This window comes from Streptomyces sp. NPDC038135, from assembly GCF_055601245.1.
Map to the genome: position 1 here is coordinate 166,119 of NZ_JBVJXS010000001.1, position 14,488 is coordinate 180,606.

General features: G+C 70.8%; 18 protein-coding genes. 8 read left to right on the plus strand and 10 right to left on the minus strand.

What is annotated here, in order from left to right; translation table 11 throughout:
• Window positions 1-165 precede the first annotated feature (165 nt).
• Window positions 166-1,386 (minus strand): NAD(P)-dependent malic enzyme, encoded by a 1,221-nt coding sequence (locus ACZ7JA_RS00750; protein ID WP_351662718.1) that lies wholly within the window; start codon window positions 1,384-1,386, stop codon window positions 166-168.
• 567 nt (window positions 1,387-1,953) lie between these two features.
• On the opposite strand from ACZ7JA_RS00750, the gene ACZ7JA_RS00755 reads away from it, so the two are divergent.
• From ACZ7JA_RS00755 to ACZ7JA_RS00765, 3 genes are read left to right on the plus strand one after another with little or no spacing between them, the layout of a single operon-like run.
• The gene (locus tag ACZ7JA_RS00755; RefSeq protein ID WP_351662715.1) at window positions 1,954-2,910 is read left to right on the plus strand and encodes an ABC transporter substrate-binding protein; all 957 of its coding nucleotides are present in this window, start codon (window positions 1,954-1,956) and stop codon (window positions 2,908-2,910) included.
• A gap of 37 nt (window positions 2,911-2,947) precedes the next feature.
• Window positions 2,948-3,889, plus strand: a complete 942-nt coding sequence (locus ACZ7JA_RS00760; protein WP_389306008.1) for an amino acid ABC transporter permease — start codon at window positions 2,948-2,950, stop codon at window positions 3,887-3,889.
• Window positions 3,886-4,689 (plus strand): amino acid ABC transporter ATP-binding protein, encoded by an 804-nt coding sequence (locus ACZ7JA_RS00765; protein WP_389306010.1) that lies wholly within the window; start codon window positions 3,886-3,888, stop codon window positions 4,687-4,689. The genes ACZ7JA_RS00760 and ACZ7JA_RS00765 overlap by 4 nt, the downstream gene beginning before the upstream one ends.
• Window positions 4,690-5,002: 313 nt before the next feature.
• On the opposite strand, the gene ACZ7JA_RS00770 is transcribed toward ACZ7JA_RS00765, so the two are convergent.
• Window positions 5,003-5,767, minus strand: coding sequence for a class I SAM-dependent methyltransferase (locus ACZ7JA_RS00770; protein ID WP_470806704.1), 765 nt, complete (start codon window positions 5,765-5,767; stop codon window positions 5,003-5,005).
• Between the two features lie 100 nt (window positions 5,768-5,867).
• Here ACZ7JA_RS00770 and ACZ7JA_RS00775 point away from each other — a divergent pair, with 100 nt between their 5' ends.
• Window positions 5,868-6,497, plus strand: coding sequence for a CGNR zinc finger domain-containing protein (locus ACZ7JA_RS00775; RefSeq protein WP_351662702.1), 630 nt, complete (start codon window positions 5,868-5,870; stop codon window positions 6,495-6,497).
• Here the strand turns inward: ACZ7JA_RS00775 and sodX are convergent.
• Window positions 6,401-6,835, minus strand: a complete 435-nt coding sequence (gene sodX / locus ACZ7JA_RS00780) for a nickel-type superoxide dismutase maturation protease (protein ID WP_351662699.1) — start codon at window positions 6,833-6,835, stop codon at window positions 6,401-6,403. The two genes, ACZ7JA_RS00775 and sodX, sit on opposite strands and share 97 nt — an antisense overlap.
• Window positions 6,836-6,979: 144 nt before the next feature.
• Here sodX and sodN point away from each other — a divergent pair, with 144 nt between their 5' ends.
• Window positions 6,980-7,375, plus strand: a complete 396-nt coding sequence (sodN, locus tag ACZ7JA_RS00785) for a superoxide dismutase, Ni (protein WP_004983535.1) — start codon at window positions 6,980-6,982, stop codon at window positions 7,373-7,375.
• A gap of 129 nt (window positions 7,376-7,504) precedes the next feature.
• Here the strand turns inward: sodN and ACZ7JA_RS00790 are convergent, their stop codons facing one another.
• On the minus strand, window positions 7,505-7,942 hold the full coding sequence (locus ACZ7JA_RS00790; RefSeq protein WP_351662696.1) for a VOC family protein: 438 nt from the start codon (window positions 7,940-7,942) through the stop codon (window positions 7,505-7,507).
• Between the two features lie 47 nt (window positions 7,943-7,989).
• Window positions 7,990-8,508 carry a GNAT family N-acetyltransferase gene (locus ACZ7JA_RS00795; RefSeq protein WP_351662693.1) on the minus strand — a complete coding sequence of 173 codons (519 nt, stop codon included), beginning with the start codon at window positions 8,506-8,508 and terminating at the stop codon, window positions 7,990-7,992.
• Window positions 8,509-8,547: 39 nt separating this feature from the next.
• Between ACZ7JA_RS00795 and ACZ7JA_RS00800 the strand changes: the two genes are divergently transcribed.
• Window positions 8,548-8,946, plus strand: coding sequence for a helix-turn-helix transcriptional regulator (locus ACZ7JA_RS00800; protein WP_351662690.1), 399 nt, complete (start codon window positions 8,548-8,550; stop codon window positions 8,944-8,946).
• 80 nt (window positions 8,947-9,026) lie between these two features.
• Window positions 9,027-9,482: a VOC family protein gene (locus ACZ7JA_RS00805; RefSeq protein WP_389306014.1), complete on the plus strand. Its 456-nt coding sequence runs from the start codon at window positions 9,027-9,029 to the stop codon at window positions 9,480-9,482.
• A 60-nt stretch (window positions 9,483-9,542) separates the two neighbouring features.
• On the opposite strand, the gene ACZ7JA_RS00810 is transcribed toward ACZ7JA_RS00805, so the two are convergent.
• The 3 genes from ACZ7JA_RS00810 to ACZ7JA_RS00820 form a co-directional block, all read right to left on the minus strand.
• The gene (locus tag ACZ7JA_RS00810; protein ID WP_351662684.1) at window positions 9,543-9,890 is read right to left on the minus strand and encodes a DUF952 domain-containing protein; all 348 of its coding nucleotides are present in this window, start codon (window positions 9,888-9,890) and stop codon (window positions 9,543-9,545) included.
• Between the two features lie 62 nt (window positions 9,891-9,952).
• The gene (locus ACZ7JA_RS00815) at window positions 9,953-10,180 is read right to left on the minus strand and encodes a hypothetical protein (RefSeq protein ID WP_351662681.1); all 228 of its coding nucleotides are present in this window, start codon (window positions 10,178-10,180) and stop codon (window positions 9,953-9,955) included.
• A 26-nt stretch (window positions 10,181-10,206) separates the two neighbouring features.
• Window positions 10,207-10,791: a dihydrofolate reductase family protein gene (locus ACZ7JA_RS00820; protein WP_404023968.1), complete on the minus strand. Its 585-nt coding sequence runs from the start codon at window positions 10,789-10,791 to the stop codon at window positions 10,207-10,209.
• Window positions 10,792-10,935: 144 nt separating this feature from the next.
• Between ACZ7JA_RS00820 and ACZ7JA_RS00825 the strand changes: the two genes are divergently transcribed.
• Window positions 10,936-11,526, plus strand: coding sequence for a TetR/AcrR family transcriptional regulator (locus ACZ7JA_RS00825; protein WP_389306018.1), 591 nt, complete (start codon window positions 10,936-10,938; stop codon window positions 11,524-11,526).
• Between the two features lie 202 nt (window positions 11,527-11,728).
• On the opposite strand, the gene ACZ7JA_RS00830 is transcribed toward ACZ7JA_RS00825, so the two are convergent.
• Entirely contained in the window at window positions 11,729-12,859 is a 1,131-nt protein-coding gene (locus tag ACZ7JA_RS00830) for a family 2 encapsulin nanocompartment cargo protein polyprenyl transferase (RefSeq protein WP_470806706.1), read from the minus strand.
• Between the two features lie 112 nt (window positions 12,860-12,971).
• Window positions 12,972-14,378 carry a family 2B encapsulin nanocompartment shell protein gene (locus ACZ7JA_RS00835; protein ID WP_470806708.1) on the minus strand — a complete coding sequence of 469 codons (1,407 nt, stop codon included), beginning with the start codon at window positions 14,376-14,378 and terminating at the stop codon, window positions 12,972-12,974.
• Between the last annotated feature and the right edge of the window lie 110 nt (window positions 14,379-14,488).

Consider the following 14,488-nt stretch of genomic DNA (forward strand, 5'->3'; position numbering starts at 1 on the left):
CCCTCTTGCGCAAGGGCACCCGACCGGCGCAGCCCGGCCCGGCATGCCTCCGGGGCACGGCTCCGTCCCGCGGGCCGGTCGGGCAGGCAGTCGATCGGGCAGTCGGGCGGGCGTGCAAAAGGGAATGGCCCCGCCCGAAACGGGCGGGGCCATTCCGGCGCGACGTCAGCGTCGGGCCACGCCCTCGGCCCGGGCGGCGGCCGCCACCGCCGCCGTCACCGCGGGGGCGACCCGCTCGTCGAACGGCGAGGGGATGACGTAGTCGGCGGCGAGGTCGTCGCCCACGACGGCGGCCAGCGCCTCGGCGGCGGCGATCTTCATACCCTCGGTGATCCGCGAGGCCCGCACCTGCAGCGCGCCCGCGAAGATCCCGGGGAAGGCCAGCACGTTGTTGATCTGGTTCGGGAAGTCGGAGCGCCCCGTCGCGACGACCGCCGCGTACTTGTGCGCCACCTCCGGGTGCACCTCCGGGTTCGGGTTGGCCATCGCGAACACGAAGGCGCCCTCGGCCATGGAGGCGACGGCCGCCTCCGCGACCGTGCCGCCGGAGACGCCGATGAAGACGTCCGCGCCCGCGAGGGCGTCCTCCAGCGACCCGGTGATGCCGGCCTTGTTGGTGAAGGAGGCCACCTCGCGCTTGACCGGCGTCAGGTCCTCCCGGCCGGCCGACACGACGCCCTTGCGGTCCGCCACGGCCACGTCCCCGATGCCGGCCTCGATCAGCATCTTGGCGATGGCGACACCGGCCGCGCCGGCGCCCGAGATGACCGCCCGGAGCTGTCCGATCTCGCGCCCGCTCAACCGGGCCGCGTTCCGCAGCGCCGCGAGCGTCACGACGGCCGTGCCGTGCTGGTCGTCGTGGAAGACCGGGATGTCCAGGCGCTCCTGCAGCCGGCGCTCGATCTCGAAGCACCGGGGCGCCGAGATGTCCTCCAGGTTCACTCCGCCGAAGGAGGGAGCGAGCCGGACCACGGTCTCGACGATGTCGTCGACGTCCGTGCAGTCGAGCGCGATGGGCACCGCGTCGACCCCGCCGAACTGCTTGAACAGGATGGCCTTGCCCTCCATCACGGGGAGGGAGGCCTCGGGTCCGATGTCCCCGAGTCCCAGCACGGCCGTGCCGTCGGTCACGACGGCGACCACCGAGGACTTCCATGTGTAGTCGTTGACCAGGTCCGGCTGCTCCGCGATCGCGGTGCACACGCGCGCGACGCCGGGCGTGTACGCGAGGGACAGGTCGTCCTTGTCGCGGACCGGAACGGTGGCCTGCACGGCCATCTTGCCGCCGCGATGGAGCGCGAACGCGGGATCGAAGGAATCGAGGGGCTCGGCCCCGTCCTGATCCGTTGTGTTGTCGCTGCGAGGATTGACGATCTCCGCTGCCACTTTGTCTTACCCCTTAGGTATGCATGGTTTGAGGGTCGACCACTCCTGGTGAGGGGTGGGCGGGCACCGCGCAGGCCCGGTTGCCGATACGTACGGGCGGCTGCGCGACGGGCGCGCCGCACACGCGCCCTGAGCCCCGGATGAGGGGTGTAAAGAACCTTCTTACCGGACGGACGGCGCTGACGACGAGTCCATTAGGTGCAAGGTCACATCTGGGAACCAGAAAGCCACACAGGGGTGACACGGGGCTGACAGGACGCTCACGCCCCTGGCAAGGGCCCTGCAGGATGGGAAAAACCACCGTCTTGGCCGACCACATCGTGAGACGGGTAGAAGTTTTTGCGGCCAGAGGGCGGGATCTCCGCAGATGATCCGGGGTGCGGGGCCGGGGAGGGCCCGTCCTGACGTGATGGAGGGATCACCCGTTATCCGATTTTGACATTGCGACTCCACTGAATGGGCTAACCCGAATGGCAAGATGCCGTAAACCCACGAGGTCGCGACACCCGAAGGTGTGTGTTTCCGTCGACCCATCGGCACCTCTCTCCACCCGCCGGAGGAACCACCATGACCGCAAGCTCCACCCGTCGTACTCCCGCCCGCGCCCGGACTGCAGCGGTCGGTGCGATCGCGGTCGCCGGCGCCCTGATCCTCACCGGCTGCGGTGACCAGACCAAGGACAGTGGCAACGACTCCGGCAGCTCGGCCGCCGGCAGCGCGCCGCTGGCCGGCAAGCTGCCCAAGGACATCCGCAGCAGCGGCGTTGTCAGAGTCGGGTCGGACATCGCGTACGCCCCGGTCGAGTACAAGGACAATTCCGGCGCAGTCGTCGGCCTCGACCCCGACCTGGCGGCGGCCCTGGGCAAGCAGCTCGGGGTGAAGTTCCAGTTCGAGAACGGCACCTTCGACGGCCTGCTGACCGGTCTGCGCTCGGACCGCTACGACATCGCGATGTCGGCGATGACGGACAACAAGAACCGTCAGGAGGGTGTCGACCCCGACACCGGCAAGAAGGTTGGCGAGGGCGTCGACTTCGTGGACTACCTGACCGCCGGTGTCTCCATCTACACCCGCAAGGGCGACACCAAGGGCATCACCACCTGGGACGACCTCTGCGGCAAGAAGCTCGCCGTGCAGCGCGGCACCACTTCGGAGGACCTGGCCAAGGAGCAGGCCAAGAAATGTCCGAGCGGCAAGAAGCTCGCGATCGAGGCCTTCGACGACAACCAGCAGGCCCAGACCCGGCTGCGCTCGGGCGGCGCGGACGCCGTGTCCGCCGACTTCCCGGTCGCCGCGTACGCGGTGAAGACCTCCGGCGGCGGCAAGGACTTCGAGGTCGTCGGCGAGCAGGTCGAGGCCGCGCCCTACGGCATCGCCGTGGCCAAGAAGGACACCCAGCTCCGGGACGCCCTGCAGGCCGCGATGGACGCCGTCATCAAGAGCGGCGAGTACGGCAAGATCCTGGAGAAGTGGGGCGCGCAGGACGGCGCCGTCAAGCAGTCCGTGATCAACGGCGGCAAGTGACCCGCGGACCCGAAGCGGCCACTGAGAGGCAACACCCGTGACTGACATCGACAAGTCGGCGGCCGGGGAACAGCGCACTCCCCCGGCCGGCCCGGAGGCCATCAAGGCGATCCCGGTCCGGCACTACGGACGGTACGTCACCGCCGTCATCGCCATCGCGATCCTCGTCGCGATCATCTACGCGTTCAGCCAGGGCCAGATCAACTGGCACGCAGTTCCGGACTACTTCTTCGACGACCGGATCATGAGGGGTGTCGGCAAGACCCTTCTGCTGACGGTCCTGTCGATGCTGATCGGCATCGTGGGCGGCATCGTCCTCGCGGTGATGCGGCTGTCGAAGAACCCGGTGACCTCGTCGATCGCCTGGTTCTACATCTGGTTCTTCCGCGGCACCCCGGTCCTGGTCCAGCTGTTCCTCTGGTTCAACCTGGGCCTGGTCTTCGAGTACATCAACCTGATGCCGTTCTACAAGGACTACTGGTCGAACTTCATGACGCCGCTGCTGACGGCGCTGCTCGGCCTGGGTCTGAACGAGGCGGCGTACATGGCGGAGATCTGCCGGGCCGGCCTGCTCGCGGTGGACGAGGGCCAGACCGAGGCGGCGCACGCCCTCGGTATGAGCCACAGCAAGACGCTGCGGCGGATCATCATCCCGCAGGCGATGCGCGTGATCGTGCCGCCGACGGGCAACGAAGTGATCAACATGCTGAAGACGACCTCGCTCGTGGCGGCCGTCCAGTATCCGGAGTTGTTCCGCTTCGCCCAGGACATCGGCCAGAACTCCGGCGCCCCGGTGGAGATGTACTTCCTGGCCGCGGCCTGGTACCTGATCATGACCTCGGTGCTGAGCGTGGGCCAGTACTACATCGAGCGCTACTACGCACGCGGCTCAAGCCGCCAGCTGCCGCCGACCCCGTGGCAGAAGGTGCGGGCGAACGTGCTGTCGCTGGGCAGCCCGAGGGGAGCGGTGGGCGCATGACCGACAAGCTGAGCAAGAGTGACGCCGTCCCCACGGGCACGGCCGCGATGGTCAAGGCGGAGGGCGTCCACAAGTCCTTTGGCCACGTCCAGGTGCTCAAGGGCATCGATCTGGAGGTCAAACAGGGTGAGGTGTTCTGCCTCATCGGCCCCTCCGGCTCCGGCAAGTCGACCTTTCTGAGGTGCATCAACCACCTCGAGAAGATCAACGCCGGCCGTCTCTACGTGGACGGCGATCTGGTCGGCTACCGCCAGAAGGGCGAGAAGCTGTACGAGCTGAAGGACAGCGAGGTCGCGCTGAAGCGCCGGGACATCGGCATGGTCTTCCAGCGCTTCAACCTGTTCCCGCACATGACAGCGGCAGAGAACGTCATCGAGGCGCCGGTCCAGGTCAAGGGCGTCGGCAAAGCCCGGGCCAAGGAGCGCGCGATGCAGCTCCTGGAGCGGGTGGGCCTCGCCGACAAGGCCGGGAACTACCCCTCGCAGCTCTCCGGTGGCCAGCAGCAGCGGGTAGCGATCGCCCGGGCGCTGGCGATGGACCCGAAGCTGATGCTGTTCGACGAGCCGACCTCGGCGCTGGACCCGGAGCTGGTCGGTGACGTCCTGGACGTCATGCGCGACCTCGCTGAGTCCGGCATGACGATGGTCGTCGTCACGCACGAAATGGGCTTCGCCCGCGAGGTGGGCGACAGTCTGGTGTTCATGGACGGAGGCGTGGTGGTCGAATCCGGCCATCCCCGCGACGTCCTGACCGATCCCCAGCACGAGCGGACCCAGTCGTTCCTGTCCAAGGTGCTCTAAGAGAGTTCCTACGGCGGGGTGCGTTCACCGGGACAGGTGAGCGCACCCCGCCGTTGCACTGCACTTCTGTGAGGCTGGCAGAAACCGCGCACACAGAGCTCAGATCTTCCTCAGAGCAAGACAGTTTTGATGGTGCTCCTACCGCAACGAGGGCGGCGCTGACCGAGGGCGAGGCCGTCAGGGTCGGCCTCCTCACAAACGCAGTGCTACGGCGGAACATCGATACGGTGGCCGCCGTAGCACTGTTTTCACACGAGGACGCCAGGACCAATCGCAGGGCATTCACCCCATCACCTGCGAGCGTCGTCCCCACCTACTTCACCGCGAGCAGCAGCGTGTCCGAGGGCGAGCACCACACCGGCCGGGCCTCCTCGAAGCCCTTCTCGCGCAGGGCGCGCGCGTGCCACGCCGGGGACGGCATGTCGCCGTCGGCGTGCTCGCCGTAGATCTCGAAGCGGCGGGCCGTCGGTTCGGCCAGGACCGGGTCCTCCGCGGCCACCCGCCACCACTCGGCCCAGTCCAGCGCGCCGTCCCGCTTGGCCTGATCCATACGGGCGTGCCGCTGGGCGCGTTCGGCCGCGTTGATCCTCGGGGTGCTCTCGTCGATCATGTGGTCCGCGTTCATGAACACACCGCCGGCGCGCACCTGCTCGGCGAGCCGTCCGTAGAGTGCCGCGAGGGGTTCGCTGTGCAGCCAGTGCAGGGCGGTGGCGGTCAGCACCGCGTCGTAGGAGCCGAACGGCAGCCGTGCCGGCCAGTCGGGGTCCTTGAGGTCGGCGGTGACGAAGGAGACGCGGTCGTCGCCCTCGAAGGTGCCGCGGGCGATGGCCAGCAGGGCCGGGTCGAGGTCGACCCCGGTGCTGGTCGCGTCGGGGAAGCGGGCCAGCAGCCGGGCGGTGATGGTGCCGGTGCCGCAGGCGAGGTCGAGCACGCGCGGCGCGGTGCCGACGAGCGCCTCGACCATGTCGAGCATGATCCGGAACCGCTCCTCGCGGTCCGGCATGTACCACTCCTGCTGCCGGTCCCAGCTCTTCTGCCAGGCGGTCCAGTCGGTTCCGGTGCCGGTACTGGTGGTCATGGAAGCCCCGTCTCCTCACGCACGCGTAATACCCTGGAAGCACGACCGGCTGTTACCCGACCGCAGACATGACCATAGAGCGCCTCCGTAAGGACTACAAGTGGAACTGGCCTATTACTCGGATTACGCCGTACGCCTCGTCAACAGCGAGGAACCGGTCCGGGGCAAGGACTCCCTGACGTCGGTCGAGGCCGTCCGCGACCTCTTCGGCGCCAATGCCTCGGCGGCCCGCCGCACCACGGACGCCGACGTCACCCGCTTCCGCTCGGTGCGGTCCCGGCTGCGCTCGGTCTTCGAGGCGGCCGACGAGGGCGACGAGACCCTCGCGGTCGACCTCCTCAACTCACTGCTGCTGGAGTTCCCGGTCAGTCCGCAGATCTCCGGTCACGACCACCGCGACGAGGACGGCCGCCCGCTGTGGCACATGCACCTGGCCGACCACCCCTCCAACGCCACCGCCGGCTACGCGGCCATCGCCGCGATGGGCCTGGCCTTCCACCTGACCGAGTACGGCGTCGACCGGCTGGGCCTGTGCCAGGCGGCCCCCTGCCGCAACGCCTACCTCGACACGTCCACCAACCGCTCCCGGCGCTACTGCTCCGACCGCTGCGCGACCCGCGCCAACGTGGCCGCCTACCGGGCCCGCAAGCGCCTGGAGGCCGACCGGTCGGTGAGCAGCGGCCTCGCCGCGGAGAACGCCCAGCGCACGAGCGCCAGCGGCGAACGCTGACCGGGCCGCAGCGGCCGGTAGCGCAGCCGCGCCCTGCCCAGGACCAGCTCGTCGGGCACCACCCCGTAGTCGGTGCTGTCGCCGCCCGCGTAGGGGTTGTCCCCGAGCACCCACCAGCCGCCCTCGCGCCGCTCCACCGCGCGCTTGACGACGAGCAGGTCCTGCTGGAAGGGGTGCCGCAGCACCACGACGTCCCCCGGCCGGACCGCCGCACCGTACTGCAGCAGGAGCCGGTCGCCATGGTGCAGCGTGGGCACCATGGAGGGACCCGTCACCTCGGCGAGCCCGAAGGGCGCCCCGGATCTCCCCCGCTCGCTCTCCTGCGACAGCTCCGGCATCCCGGCACCTCCCCGGTCCGTTCCTCCACCAGTCCCAGTGTGACCCCGGACTTTTGTCCTAAGCCCTAGGGGGCACTCACGAAAACAGGTCCCACAGGGAGTAATGTCGCACCTGAGAAGACGATCACGAGGAAGGAATGCTCCATGCTTTCCCGCCTGTTTGCCCCCAAGGTCAAGGTCAGCGCGCACTGCGACCTGCCCTGCGGCGTGTACGACCCGGCCCAGGCCCGCATCGAGGCGGAGTCGGTGAAGGCCGTCCAGGAGAAGATGGCCGGCAATGACGACCCGCACTTCCAGGCGCGTGCCACCGTCATCAAGGAGCAGCGCGCCGAGCTGGCGAAGCACCACGTCTCCGTGCTGTGGAGCGACTACTTCAAGCCCCCGCACTTCGAGAAGTACCCGGAGCTGCACCAGCTGGTCAACGACACCCTGAAGGCCCTCTCGGCCGCCAAGGCGTCCACCGACCCGGCGACGGGCCAGAAGGCGCTGGACTACATCGCGCAGATCGACAAGATCTTCTGGGAGACCAAGAAGGCCTGATCTCACGATCACGCCCTGTGACCCGTTTTTCCAGGTCGCCAGGTCCGCCTCCCCGCACCCGGATCGTCGGCACGCCCTCCTGGGCGTCCTGACGGTCCGGGTGCGGTCTTTTCGCGCCCTTGTCGCGCTTCAGGGCGCCGGTGGCGGATCCTCGCCGAACACCCAGGGGGCCAGCACGACCTGCCAGCCGTCCGGGTCCTGGAAGAGGACGCCGCCGCGTTCGGTCCAGTAGGGGTTCGCGGCGGGGACCGGGCCGTACCCGTGGCCGGCCAGCCGGCGGACGGCGACGGAGACGGCCTCGGGGCCGCGCAGGTAGAGCACCAGCTGGTTCTCGGGGTGCGGCTCGGGGATGCGGGGCGGATCGCCGTGCTGGAGGAGTTCCATGTGCACCGGGGCGCCGGGCAGGCCGAGGACGATGCCGTCGTAGCCCGCGTGACCGCGCCACTGCGCGAGCACGGGCAGGCCGAGGACGTCGCGGTAGAAGACCACGACGTCCTCGAAGTGCGCGGTCGGCCGGGCGAACCGGACCGCTCCGACGTCGAGGTGACCGGGCCAGGAATGCGTCATGGGACGAGGCTGGCACGCACCGGCGGAAACCGGATCGGGCCGCGGACCTACAGTGGGAGACCGATGCCGCCGGGCGGGCGCACCATGAACACGTCGACCGGGTCCTCGGCCTCCATGACGAAGCCGTGGCGCTCGTAGAGCCTGCGGGCGGCGCTGCCCCGCAGCACGTTCAGGGCGACGGCCGTCCCCTGTGCGTCGGCGCGCTCCAGCACGGCGCGCAGGACGGCGGAGCCCAGCCCCCGGCCCTGGTGGCGCGGGGCGAGGTAGAAGTGCTCCAGCCACTGCCTGTCCCCGGCGTCCGGCCGGACCGTGAGGCATCCGGCGAACTCGCCGCCGCTCAGGACCACCGAGGTGTACCGGGTGGAGAAGGCGTCCCGCAGCCGCTGGCGGACCCGGTGCTCGTCGTAGCGTCCGAGGCGTTCCAGGTCCGGGCGCATCACCTCGGCCCGCAGCTCGGCGATCGTCTCGACGTCCTCGGCCGTCGCGGGCCGCGTCGACCAGTCCGCGGGGCGGGCCCGCCCGGCCGTGTCCGTGCGCCGCCCGCCCGTCGCCGTCCCCGTGTCCATGGCTGGAGTATCGCAGCCGCGCCGTGCCAAGCTGTCGGGGTGGATCTGGAGGACCTGGTACGGCTGCGGCGGGTGCGCGACCGCATGGACCGCGAGTACGCCGAGCCGCTCGACATGACGGAGCTGGCCCGCGGCGCCCACATGTCGCCCGGTCACTTCCAGCGCAGCTTCCGCAAGGCGTACGGGGAGACGCCGTACAGCTATCTGATGACCCGCCGGGTGGAGCGGGCCAAGGCCCTGCTGCGGCGCGGCGATCTGACGGTGACCGAGGTGTGCTTCGCCGTCGGCTGCACCTCCCTCGGCTCCTTCAGTTCCCGGTTCACCGAGCTGGTCGGCCAGACGCCGAGCGCCTACCGGGCCGGCTCGCACGAGGAGAGCGCGGTGATCCCGTCCTGCGTGGCGCGCTCGTTCACGCGCCCGCGCCGCCGGCCGTACTGAACGGCGCCCGCCCGCACTCCGGCGATCGGTTCGGCCGGGACTTCCGCGCGCGGCGGCCCGGCTGGGCCTAGCGTGAGGCCATGGACCTGAAACTCAAGCAGTGCTTCATCGCCGTGGACGACCATGACAAGGCGCTCCACTTCTACTGCGACGTGCTCGGCATGGAGGTCCGCAACGACGTGGGCTTCGAGGGGATGCGGTGGGTCACCGTGGGCTCGCCGCTGCAGCCGGACGTGGAGATCGTGCTGGAGCCGCCGGGCGCCAGCCCGGACATCTCGGCGGCCGACAAGCAGGCGATCGCCGAACTGCTCGCCAAGGGGCTGCTGCGCGGGGTCATCTTCACCACCGCCGACTGCGACGCGCTGTACGAGCGGGTCCGGGAGGCCGGCGGCGACGTGCTGCAGGAACCGACGGACCAGCCGTACGGGGTGCGGGACTGCGCGTTCCGGGACCCGGCCGGGAACATGCTGCGGTTCCTCCAGCGGCCCGCCGGCCCGCCCCCCGGGCGCTGGCCCGTGGACCCGGAGGCGGGCTGAGGCGCCCCGCGTCCGCCACGGTCGCCGGACCGCGCCCGGTGTCCGCCGGGGTGAGCCCGGTCAGCGGGAGTCCGGCCGGCCCCAGGGCTCGACGTCCACCACGGCGCCGACCGGGACGGGCCCGTACACGTGCGGGAACTCCTCGCCGTTCGGCGGCATGGCCTCGTACCTCACCGGCACGCCGAGCAGGGCCGGGTCCACGACCAGCACGACCAGCTCGTCGGGGCCCTCGTACTCGCCGTACAGGAAGGCCGCGATGCGCGGGAGCTGCTCGCGGGTGGAGAAGTGGACGAACCCCTCCTCCTCGAGGGTGCGGCCGCGGGTGGACATCTCATAGGCGCCGCGGGCGCGGGCCTCGTCCCACAGTGCGCGTTCGGTGATGTGGACGATGTGCGGGAGCTTCGGCATGCGGCCACGCTACGGCCCCCGCCGGGCCGCGCGCACCGGGGAAAGGCGGCCGCTGCGCGGGTTCACGTCCGGCGCGCGGCGTCCCCACCGGACGGCGGGCCCTCCGCCCCGGTGTCCGGGGCGGCCGGTACGTCGGCGGTCCCGGTGTGCTCCGCGCGGGACGCGCAGCCCGGGTTGCGGCAGGGGCCGGGGCCCCACTTCGGCACCCACGCGCCCAGCGTCTTGTACCGGCTGACGACCGTTTCGACGGCCTGCCCGCAGACGGGACAGACACTGCTCTCGCTGCCCATGTCCTCAGGGTAGGGCGGCCGTGGGCTCAGCGCTCCCTGCGGTACGTCCGCACGATCACGCCGTTGCCGAAGGTCCGGACCGAATCGAGGGCGAACTGCGTGATCCGCGCCCCGGTGCCGAACATCGGCATACCGGTGCCGTAGATGATCGGATAGCTCTTGACGACGAGTTCGTCGATCTCGTCGACCAGGGCGCCGGCGAGCCGCGAGCCCCCGCACAGGTAGATGTCCAGGCCGCCCTGCTCCGCCTTGAGTTCGCGCACGCGGCCGACCACGTCGTCGGCGACGATCTCGACGTTCGGATCGGGCGAGGCGCCGAGGGTGCGTGAGGCGACGAACTCCCGCATGTGCGCATAGGGGCTGGTGATGCCCTCCTTCAGCGCCAGGTCATAGCTGTGGCGGCCCTGGATGACGGTGTCGAACCGCCGGTTCTCCAGGTGGTCGAGGCCGAGCTGGGCCCGGGCATGACTGGCCAGGGTCTCCGGGAACTCCGTCCGGAGGAAATCGAGGTACTCCTCGTCGAGGAAGCGGAACATCGCCGAGGCGTCGCCCTGTTCGTCGCCGATGAAGCCGTCGAGCGAGCAGGCGACGAAGTACGTGAGCTTTCGCAAGCGGGTCTCTTTTCGTAGGCTGCGCAGCGGCGGGATGACCACTGCGCTTGTAGTGCTCCATTTGTAGTACTCCAGTCGTAGTGGTTGCAAGAGACTTCCGGGACGGAATCCCGTCCGGGGTCAACTGAGAGAAGGGGCTCCGCAATGGCGGGCAATCCGGAGCGGCGCGCGGCGCTGGTGGACGCCGGCATCGCCGTACTGGCCAGGGAGGGCGCGCGCGGGCTGACGTTCCGCGCGGTGGACGCTGAGGCCGGCGTGCCCACGGGCACCGCCTCCAACTACTTCGCCAGCCGTGACGACCTGCTCCGCCAGATCGACGCCCGGCTGCACGTGCGGCTCGCGCCCGACCCGAAGGTGCTGGAGGCGCTGCTGTCGCAGCGCCGCGACCGCGCCCTGGTGACCGCCTTCATGCGGGACCTCATGGACCGCGCGGTCCGTGACCGCACCGGCTACCTGGCCCTGTTCGAGATGCGTCTGGAGGCCACCCGCCGCCCGGAACTGCGGGCCTCCTTCACCGCGTCGGTGCGCGGCGACCTTGAGCAGGGCATGGAGTTCCACCGCGCGGCCGGGCTCCCCGGCGGTGACGAGACCGTCGCCGTGCTCTACCTCGCGATGCTCGGCCTCCTCCTCGAACACCTCACCCTCCCCGGCGTCCTGGACGGAGCCCTGGAGGGCGTGACGGTGCCGGAGGGCCTGGTCGACCGCATCGTGAGGACGGTCGTACCGGAGGCGTGAACCGGGGGCGCGACCCCCTCCGGCTGTTCACCCGCCGGCGGGCAGGCTGGCAGCGCGACCTGACGGACGAGCGACGGGACCCGCGCGCGGTGGGGGTGCGCGGGTCCCGCCCGAGCCGGAGCCCCGGTGACCGTGCGGGGTCAGGAGCCGCACGGTCCCGGTGGCCCCGGGGTCCTCGGCCGGCCGCCGGACGGCGGCCGGTTCAGCTGCTGCGCCGGGTCACGAACTCGGCCAGGGCCAGCAGTCCGCCCGCCCTCTCCGGCGCGGGGACGGCACGGGCCAGCTCCTGCACCGCCCGGGCCATCCGGTCGGCCGCCTCCGCCTGCGCCCAGTCCCGGCCGCCGGCCCGTTCGACCGCCAGGGCCGTACGCGCGATCTCCCCGCCGTCCCCGTCCTCTCCCTCGGCGTACGGTCTGCCGTACAGCGCGGCGAGTTCGGCGCCCGCCGGGGTGCCGGAGGTCAGCGCCGCCACCACCGGCAGGGACTTCTTGCGGGCGGCGAGATCCGCACCGGCCGGCTTGCCGGTGCGCAGCGGGTCGCCCCATATGCCGATCACGTCGTCGATGAGCTGGAAGGCGAGCCCGGCCTGGCGCCCGAAGCCGTCCAGCGCCGCCGCCTCCTCCTTCCCGGCGCCCGCGTACAGCGCGCCGAGCGCACAGGCGCAGCCCAGCAGCGCGCCGGTCTTCGCCTCGGCCATGGCGAGCACCTCGTCCAGGGTCACCTCCCCCGGAGCGCGCCGCTCCAGTGCCGTGTCGGTGTGCTGCCCGGCGCACAGCTCGACGACGCAGTCGGCGAGCCGGGCGACGGCCGGCCCGGAGGCCGGGTGCGGGTCCGCGGCGAGCAGCCGCAGGGCCAGTGCCTGCAGCGCGTCACCGGCGAGGATCGCGTCGGCGTCGCCGAACACGGTCCAGGCCGTGGGCCGGTGTCTTCGGGTGGCGTCCCGGTCCATCACGTCGTCGTGCAACAGCGTGAAGTTGTGGACCAGTTCGACCGCCACGGCCGCCCGGACGGCCGCCGTCATCGCTGCCGGGCCGCCGAGCGCCGCGGCGGCGGCGAGGACGAGCGCCGGCCTGATGGCCTTGCCCGCGTTGCCGGCCGCCGCGGTGCCGTCCGCGTGCTCCCACCCGAAGTGGTAGCGGGCGATCCGGCGCATCGAACCCGGCAACGAGTCGACCGCCGCGCGCAGTTCCGGGTCCACGAGGGCCCGGGTGCGCTCCAGCAGCTCCGTCGCCTCCTGCCCGTCCGGCGGGCCGGCCGCGGCGCCGCCGGTGGACTCGCGCGGCTCACGCGGTCCGGGTGCGCGCTGTCTGGTCTCCGTCATGAAATCGGCCATGGCTCCCCCTCGCGATGCCCGCGGACGGCGGCGCTCGCGCCCCCGCTGAACGCGTACCCCGGAGATGTACCCGCCCCGGAGGGCGGGGACACGGCGGGGCGGTGCGCGGAGGTCACCTCCACCGGCCGATCTCGACGTTCTCCAGCACGCCGAGCGCGTCGGGCACCAGGACGGCGGCCGAGTAGTACGCCGTCACCAGGTACTTGATGACCGCCTGTTCGTTGATGCCCATGAACCGGACGGACAGGCTCGGCTCGATCTCGTCCGGGATGCCGGACTGCCTCAGCCCGACGACACCCTGGTCGGCCTCGCCGGTACGCATGGCGATGATCGAGGTCGTGCGCTCCGCGGTGACGGGGATCTTGCTGCACGGGTAGATCGGCACCCCGCGCCAGGTGGGGATGCGGTTGCCGCCGATGTCGATGGTCTCCGGGACCAGGCCGCGCTTGTTCAGCTCACGCCCGAACGCGGCGATCGCGCGCGGGTGGGCGAGGAACAGCTTGGTGCCCCGCCGGCGGCTGAGCAGCTCGTCCATGTCGTCCGGGCCGGGTACGCCGTCGTGCGGCTGGATCCGCTGGTCGTACTCGCAGTTGTGCAGGAGCCCGAACTCCCGGTTGTTGACCAGCTCGTGCTCCTGGCGCTCCTTGAGCGCCTCGACGGTCAGCCGCAGCTGCTGCTCGGTCTGGTTCATCGGCTGGTTGTACAGGTCGGCCACGCGCGAGTGGATGCGCAGCACGGTCTGGGCGAGGCTGAGTTCGTACTCGCGCGGCCGGGCCTCGTAGTCGACGAAGGTGTGCGGGATGTCCGGCTCGCCGCTGTGGCCGGCCGCCAGCTCGACCTCCTTCTCGCCGAACTTGTTGGTCCGCTGCGCCGGGATGGAGCGCAGCCGCCGCAGGTGCTCGCGCAGCGAGTCGGAGCGCTCGGCGACCTGCTCGAAGTCCTCCCGGCCGAGGACCAGCACCGTGCACGCGGTGTCCGCGCGGGCGGTGTACTCCCAGATGGAGTCCGGGTCCAGCAGCGCCGCCTCGCCGAAGTAGGCGCCGTCGGCGAGGACGCCGAGGACCGCGTCGTCGCCGTAGGGGCCCGAGCCGATCTTCTCGACCCTGCCGTGGGCCAGCAGGTAGACCTTCTCGGTCCGCGCGCCGAAGGAGGCGATGACCTCTCCGGGCGCGAAGTTGCGCTGGCGGCAGCGCCGCGCCAGCTCGGTGAGGACCTCGTCGTCCTCGTACGACCGCAGCGCCGGCAGCTCGCCGAGTTCGGCCGGGACGACCTCCACCTGGTCCCCGGTCTTGACGAAGGTGATGCGGCCGTCGCCCACCGCGTACGTCAGCCGCCGGTTCACCCGGTACGTGCCGCCCTGGACGTCCACCCAGGGCAGTGTGCGCAGCAGCCAGCGGGAGCTGATCTCCTGCATCTGCGGAACGGACTTGGTGGTGGTGGCCAGGTTCCGCGCTGCCGCCGTGCCGAGAGACTGCTGCGGCTTGCCCTGCTCCGTGCGGACCTCTTCGCCTACCGACATATGGGAATGCCCTCTCATGTATGCCCGGCGCCGAGTCGCACACCGGTCTCACGAGCAAGGTTCCACTACGTAACGTGGCCGTGCCATTACCCGAAAGAGCGGGAATGGAT

Excerpts from the sequence above, each read along its gene's own strand:
- ACZ7JA_RS00795 (WP_351662693.1), bottom strand. The coding sequence starts at position 8,508 with ATGGACACGGGGACGGCGACGGGCGGGCGGCGCACGGACACGGCCGGG.
- ACZ7JA_RS00755 (WP_351662715.1), top strand. The coding sequence starts at position 1,954 with ATGACCGCAAGCTCCACCCGTCGTACTCCCGCCCGCGCCCGGACTGCA.
- sodN (WP_004983535.1), top strand. The coding sequence starts at position 6,980 with ATGCTTTCCCGCCTGTTTGCCCCCAAGGTCAAGGTCAGCGCGCACTGC.
- ACZ7JA_RS00770 (WP_470806704.1), bottom strand. The coding sequence starts at position 5,767 with ATGACCACCAGTACCGGCACCGGAACCGACTGGACCGCCTGGCAGAAG.
- ACZ7JA_RS00815 (WP_351662681.1), bottom strand. The coding sequence starts at position 10,180 with ATGGGCAGCGAGAGCAGTGTCTGTCCCGTCTGCGGGCAGGCCGTCGAA.
- ACZ7JA_RS00810 (WP_351662684.1), bottom strand. The coding sequence starts at position 9,890 with ATGCCGAAGCTCCCGCACATCGTCCACATCACCGAACGCGCACTGTGG.
- ACZ7JA_RS00835 (WP_470806708.1), bottom strand. The coding sequence starts at position 14,378 with ATGTCGGTAGGCGAAGAGGTCCGCACGGAGCAGGGCAAGCCGCAGCAG.
- ACZ7JA_RS00790 (WP_351662696.1), bottom strand. The coding sequence starts at position 7,942 with ATGACGCATTCCTGGCCCGGTCACCTCGACGTCGGAGCGGTCCGGTTC.
- ACZ7JA_RS00765 (WP_389306010.1), top strand. The coding sequence starts at position 3,886 with ATGACCGACAAGCTGAGCAAGAGTGACGCCGTCCCCACGGGCACGGCC.
- ACZ7JA_RS00825 (WP_389306018.1), top strand. The coding sequence starts at position 10,936 with ATGGCGGGCAATCCGGAGCGGCGCGCGGCGCTGGTGGACGCCGGCATC.
- sodX (WP_351662699.1), bottom strand. The coding sequence starts at position 6,835 with ATGCCGGAGCTGTCGCAGGAGAGCGAGCGGGGGAGATCCGGGGCGCCC.
- ACZ7JA_RS00830 (WP_470806706.1), bottom strand. The coding sequence starts at position 12,859 with ATGGCCGATTTCATGACGGAGACCAGACAGCGCGCACCCGGACCGCGT.
- ACZ7JA_RS00805 (WP_389306014.1), top strand. The coding sequence starts at position 9,027 with ATGGACCTGAAACTCAAGCAGTGCTTCATCGCCGTGGACGACCATGAC.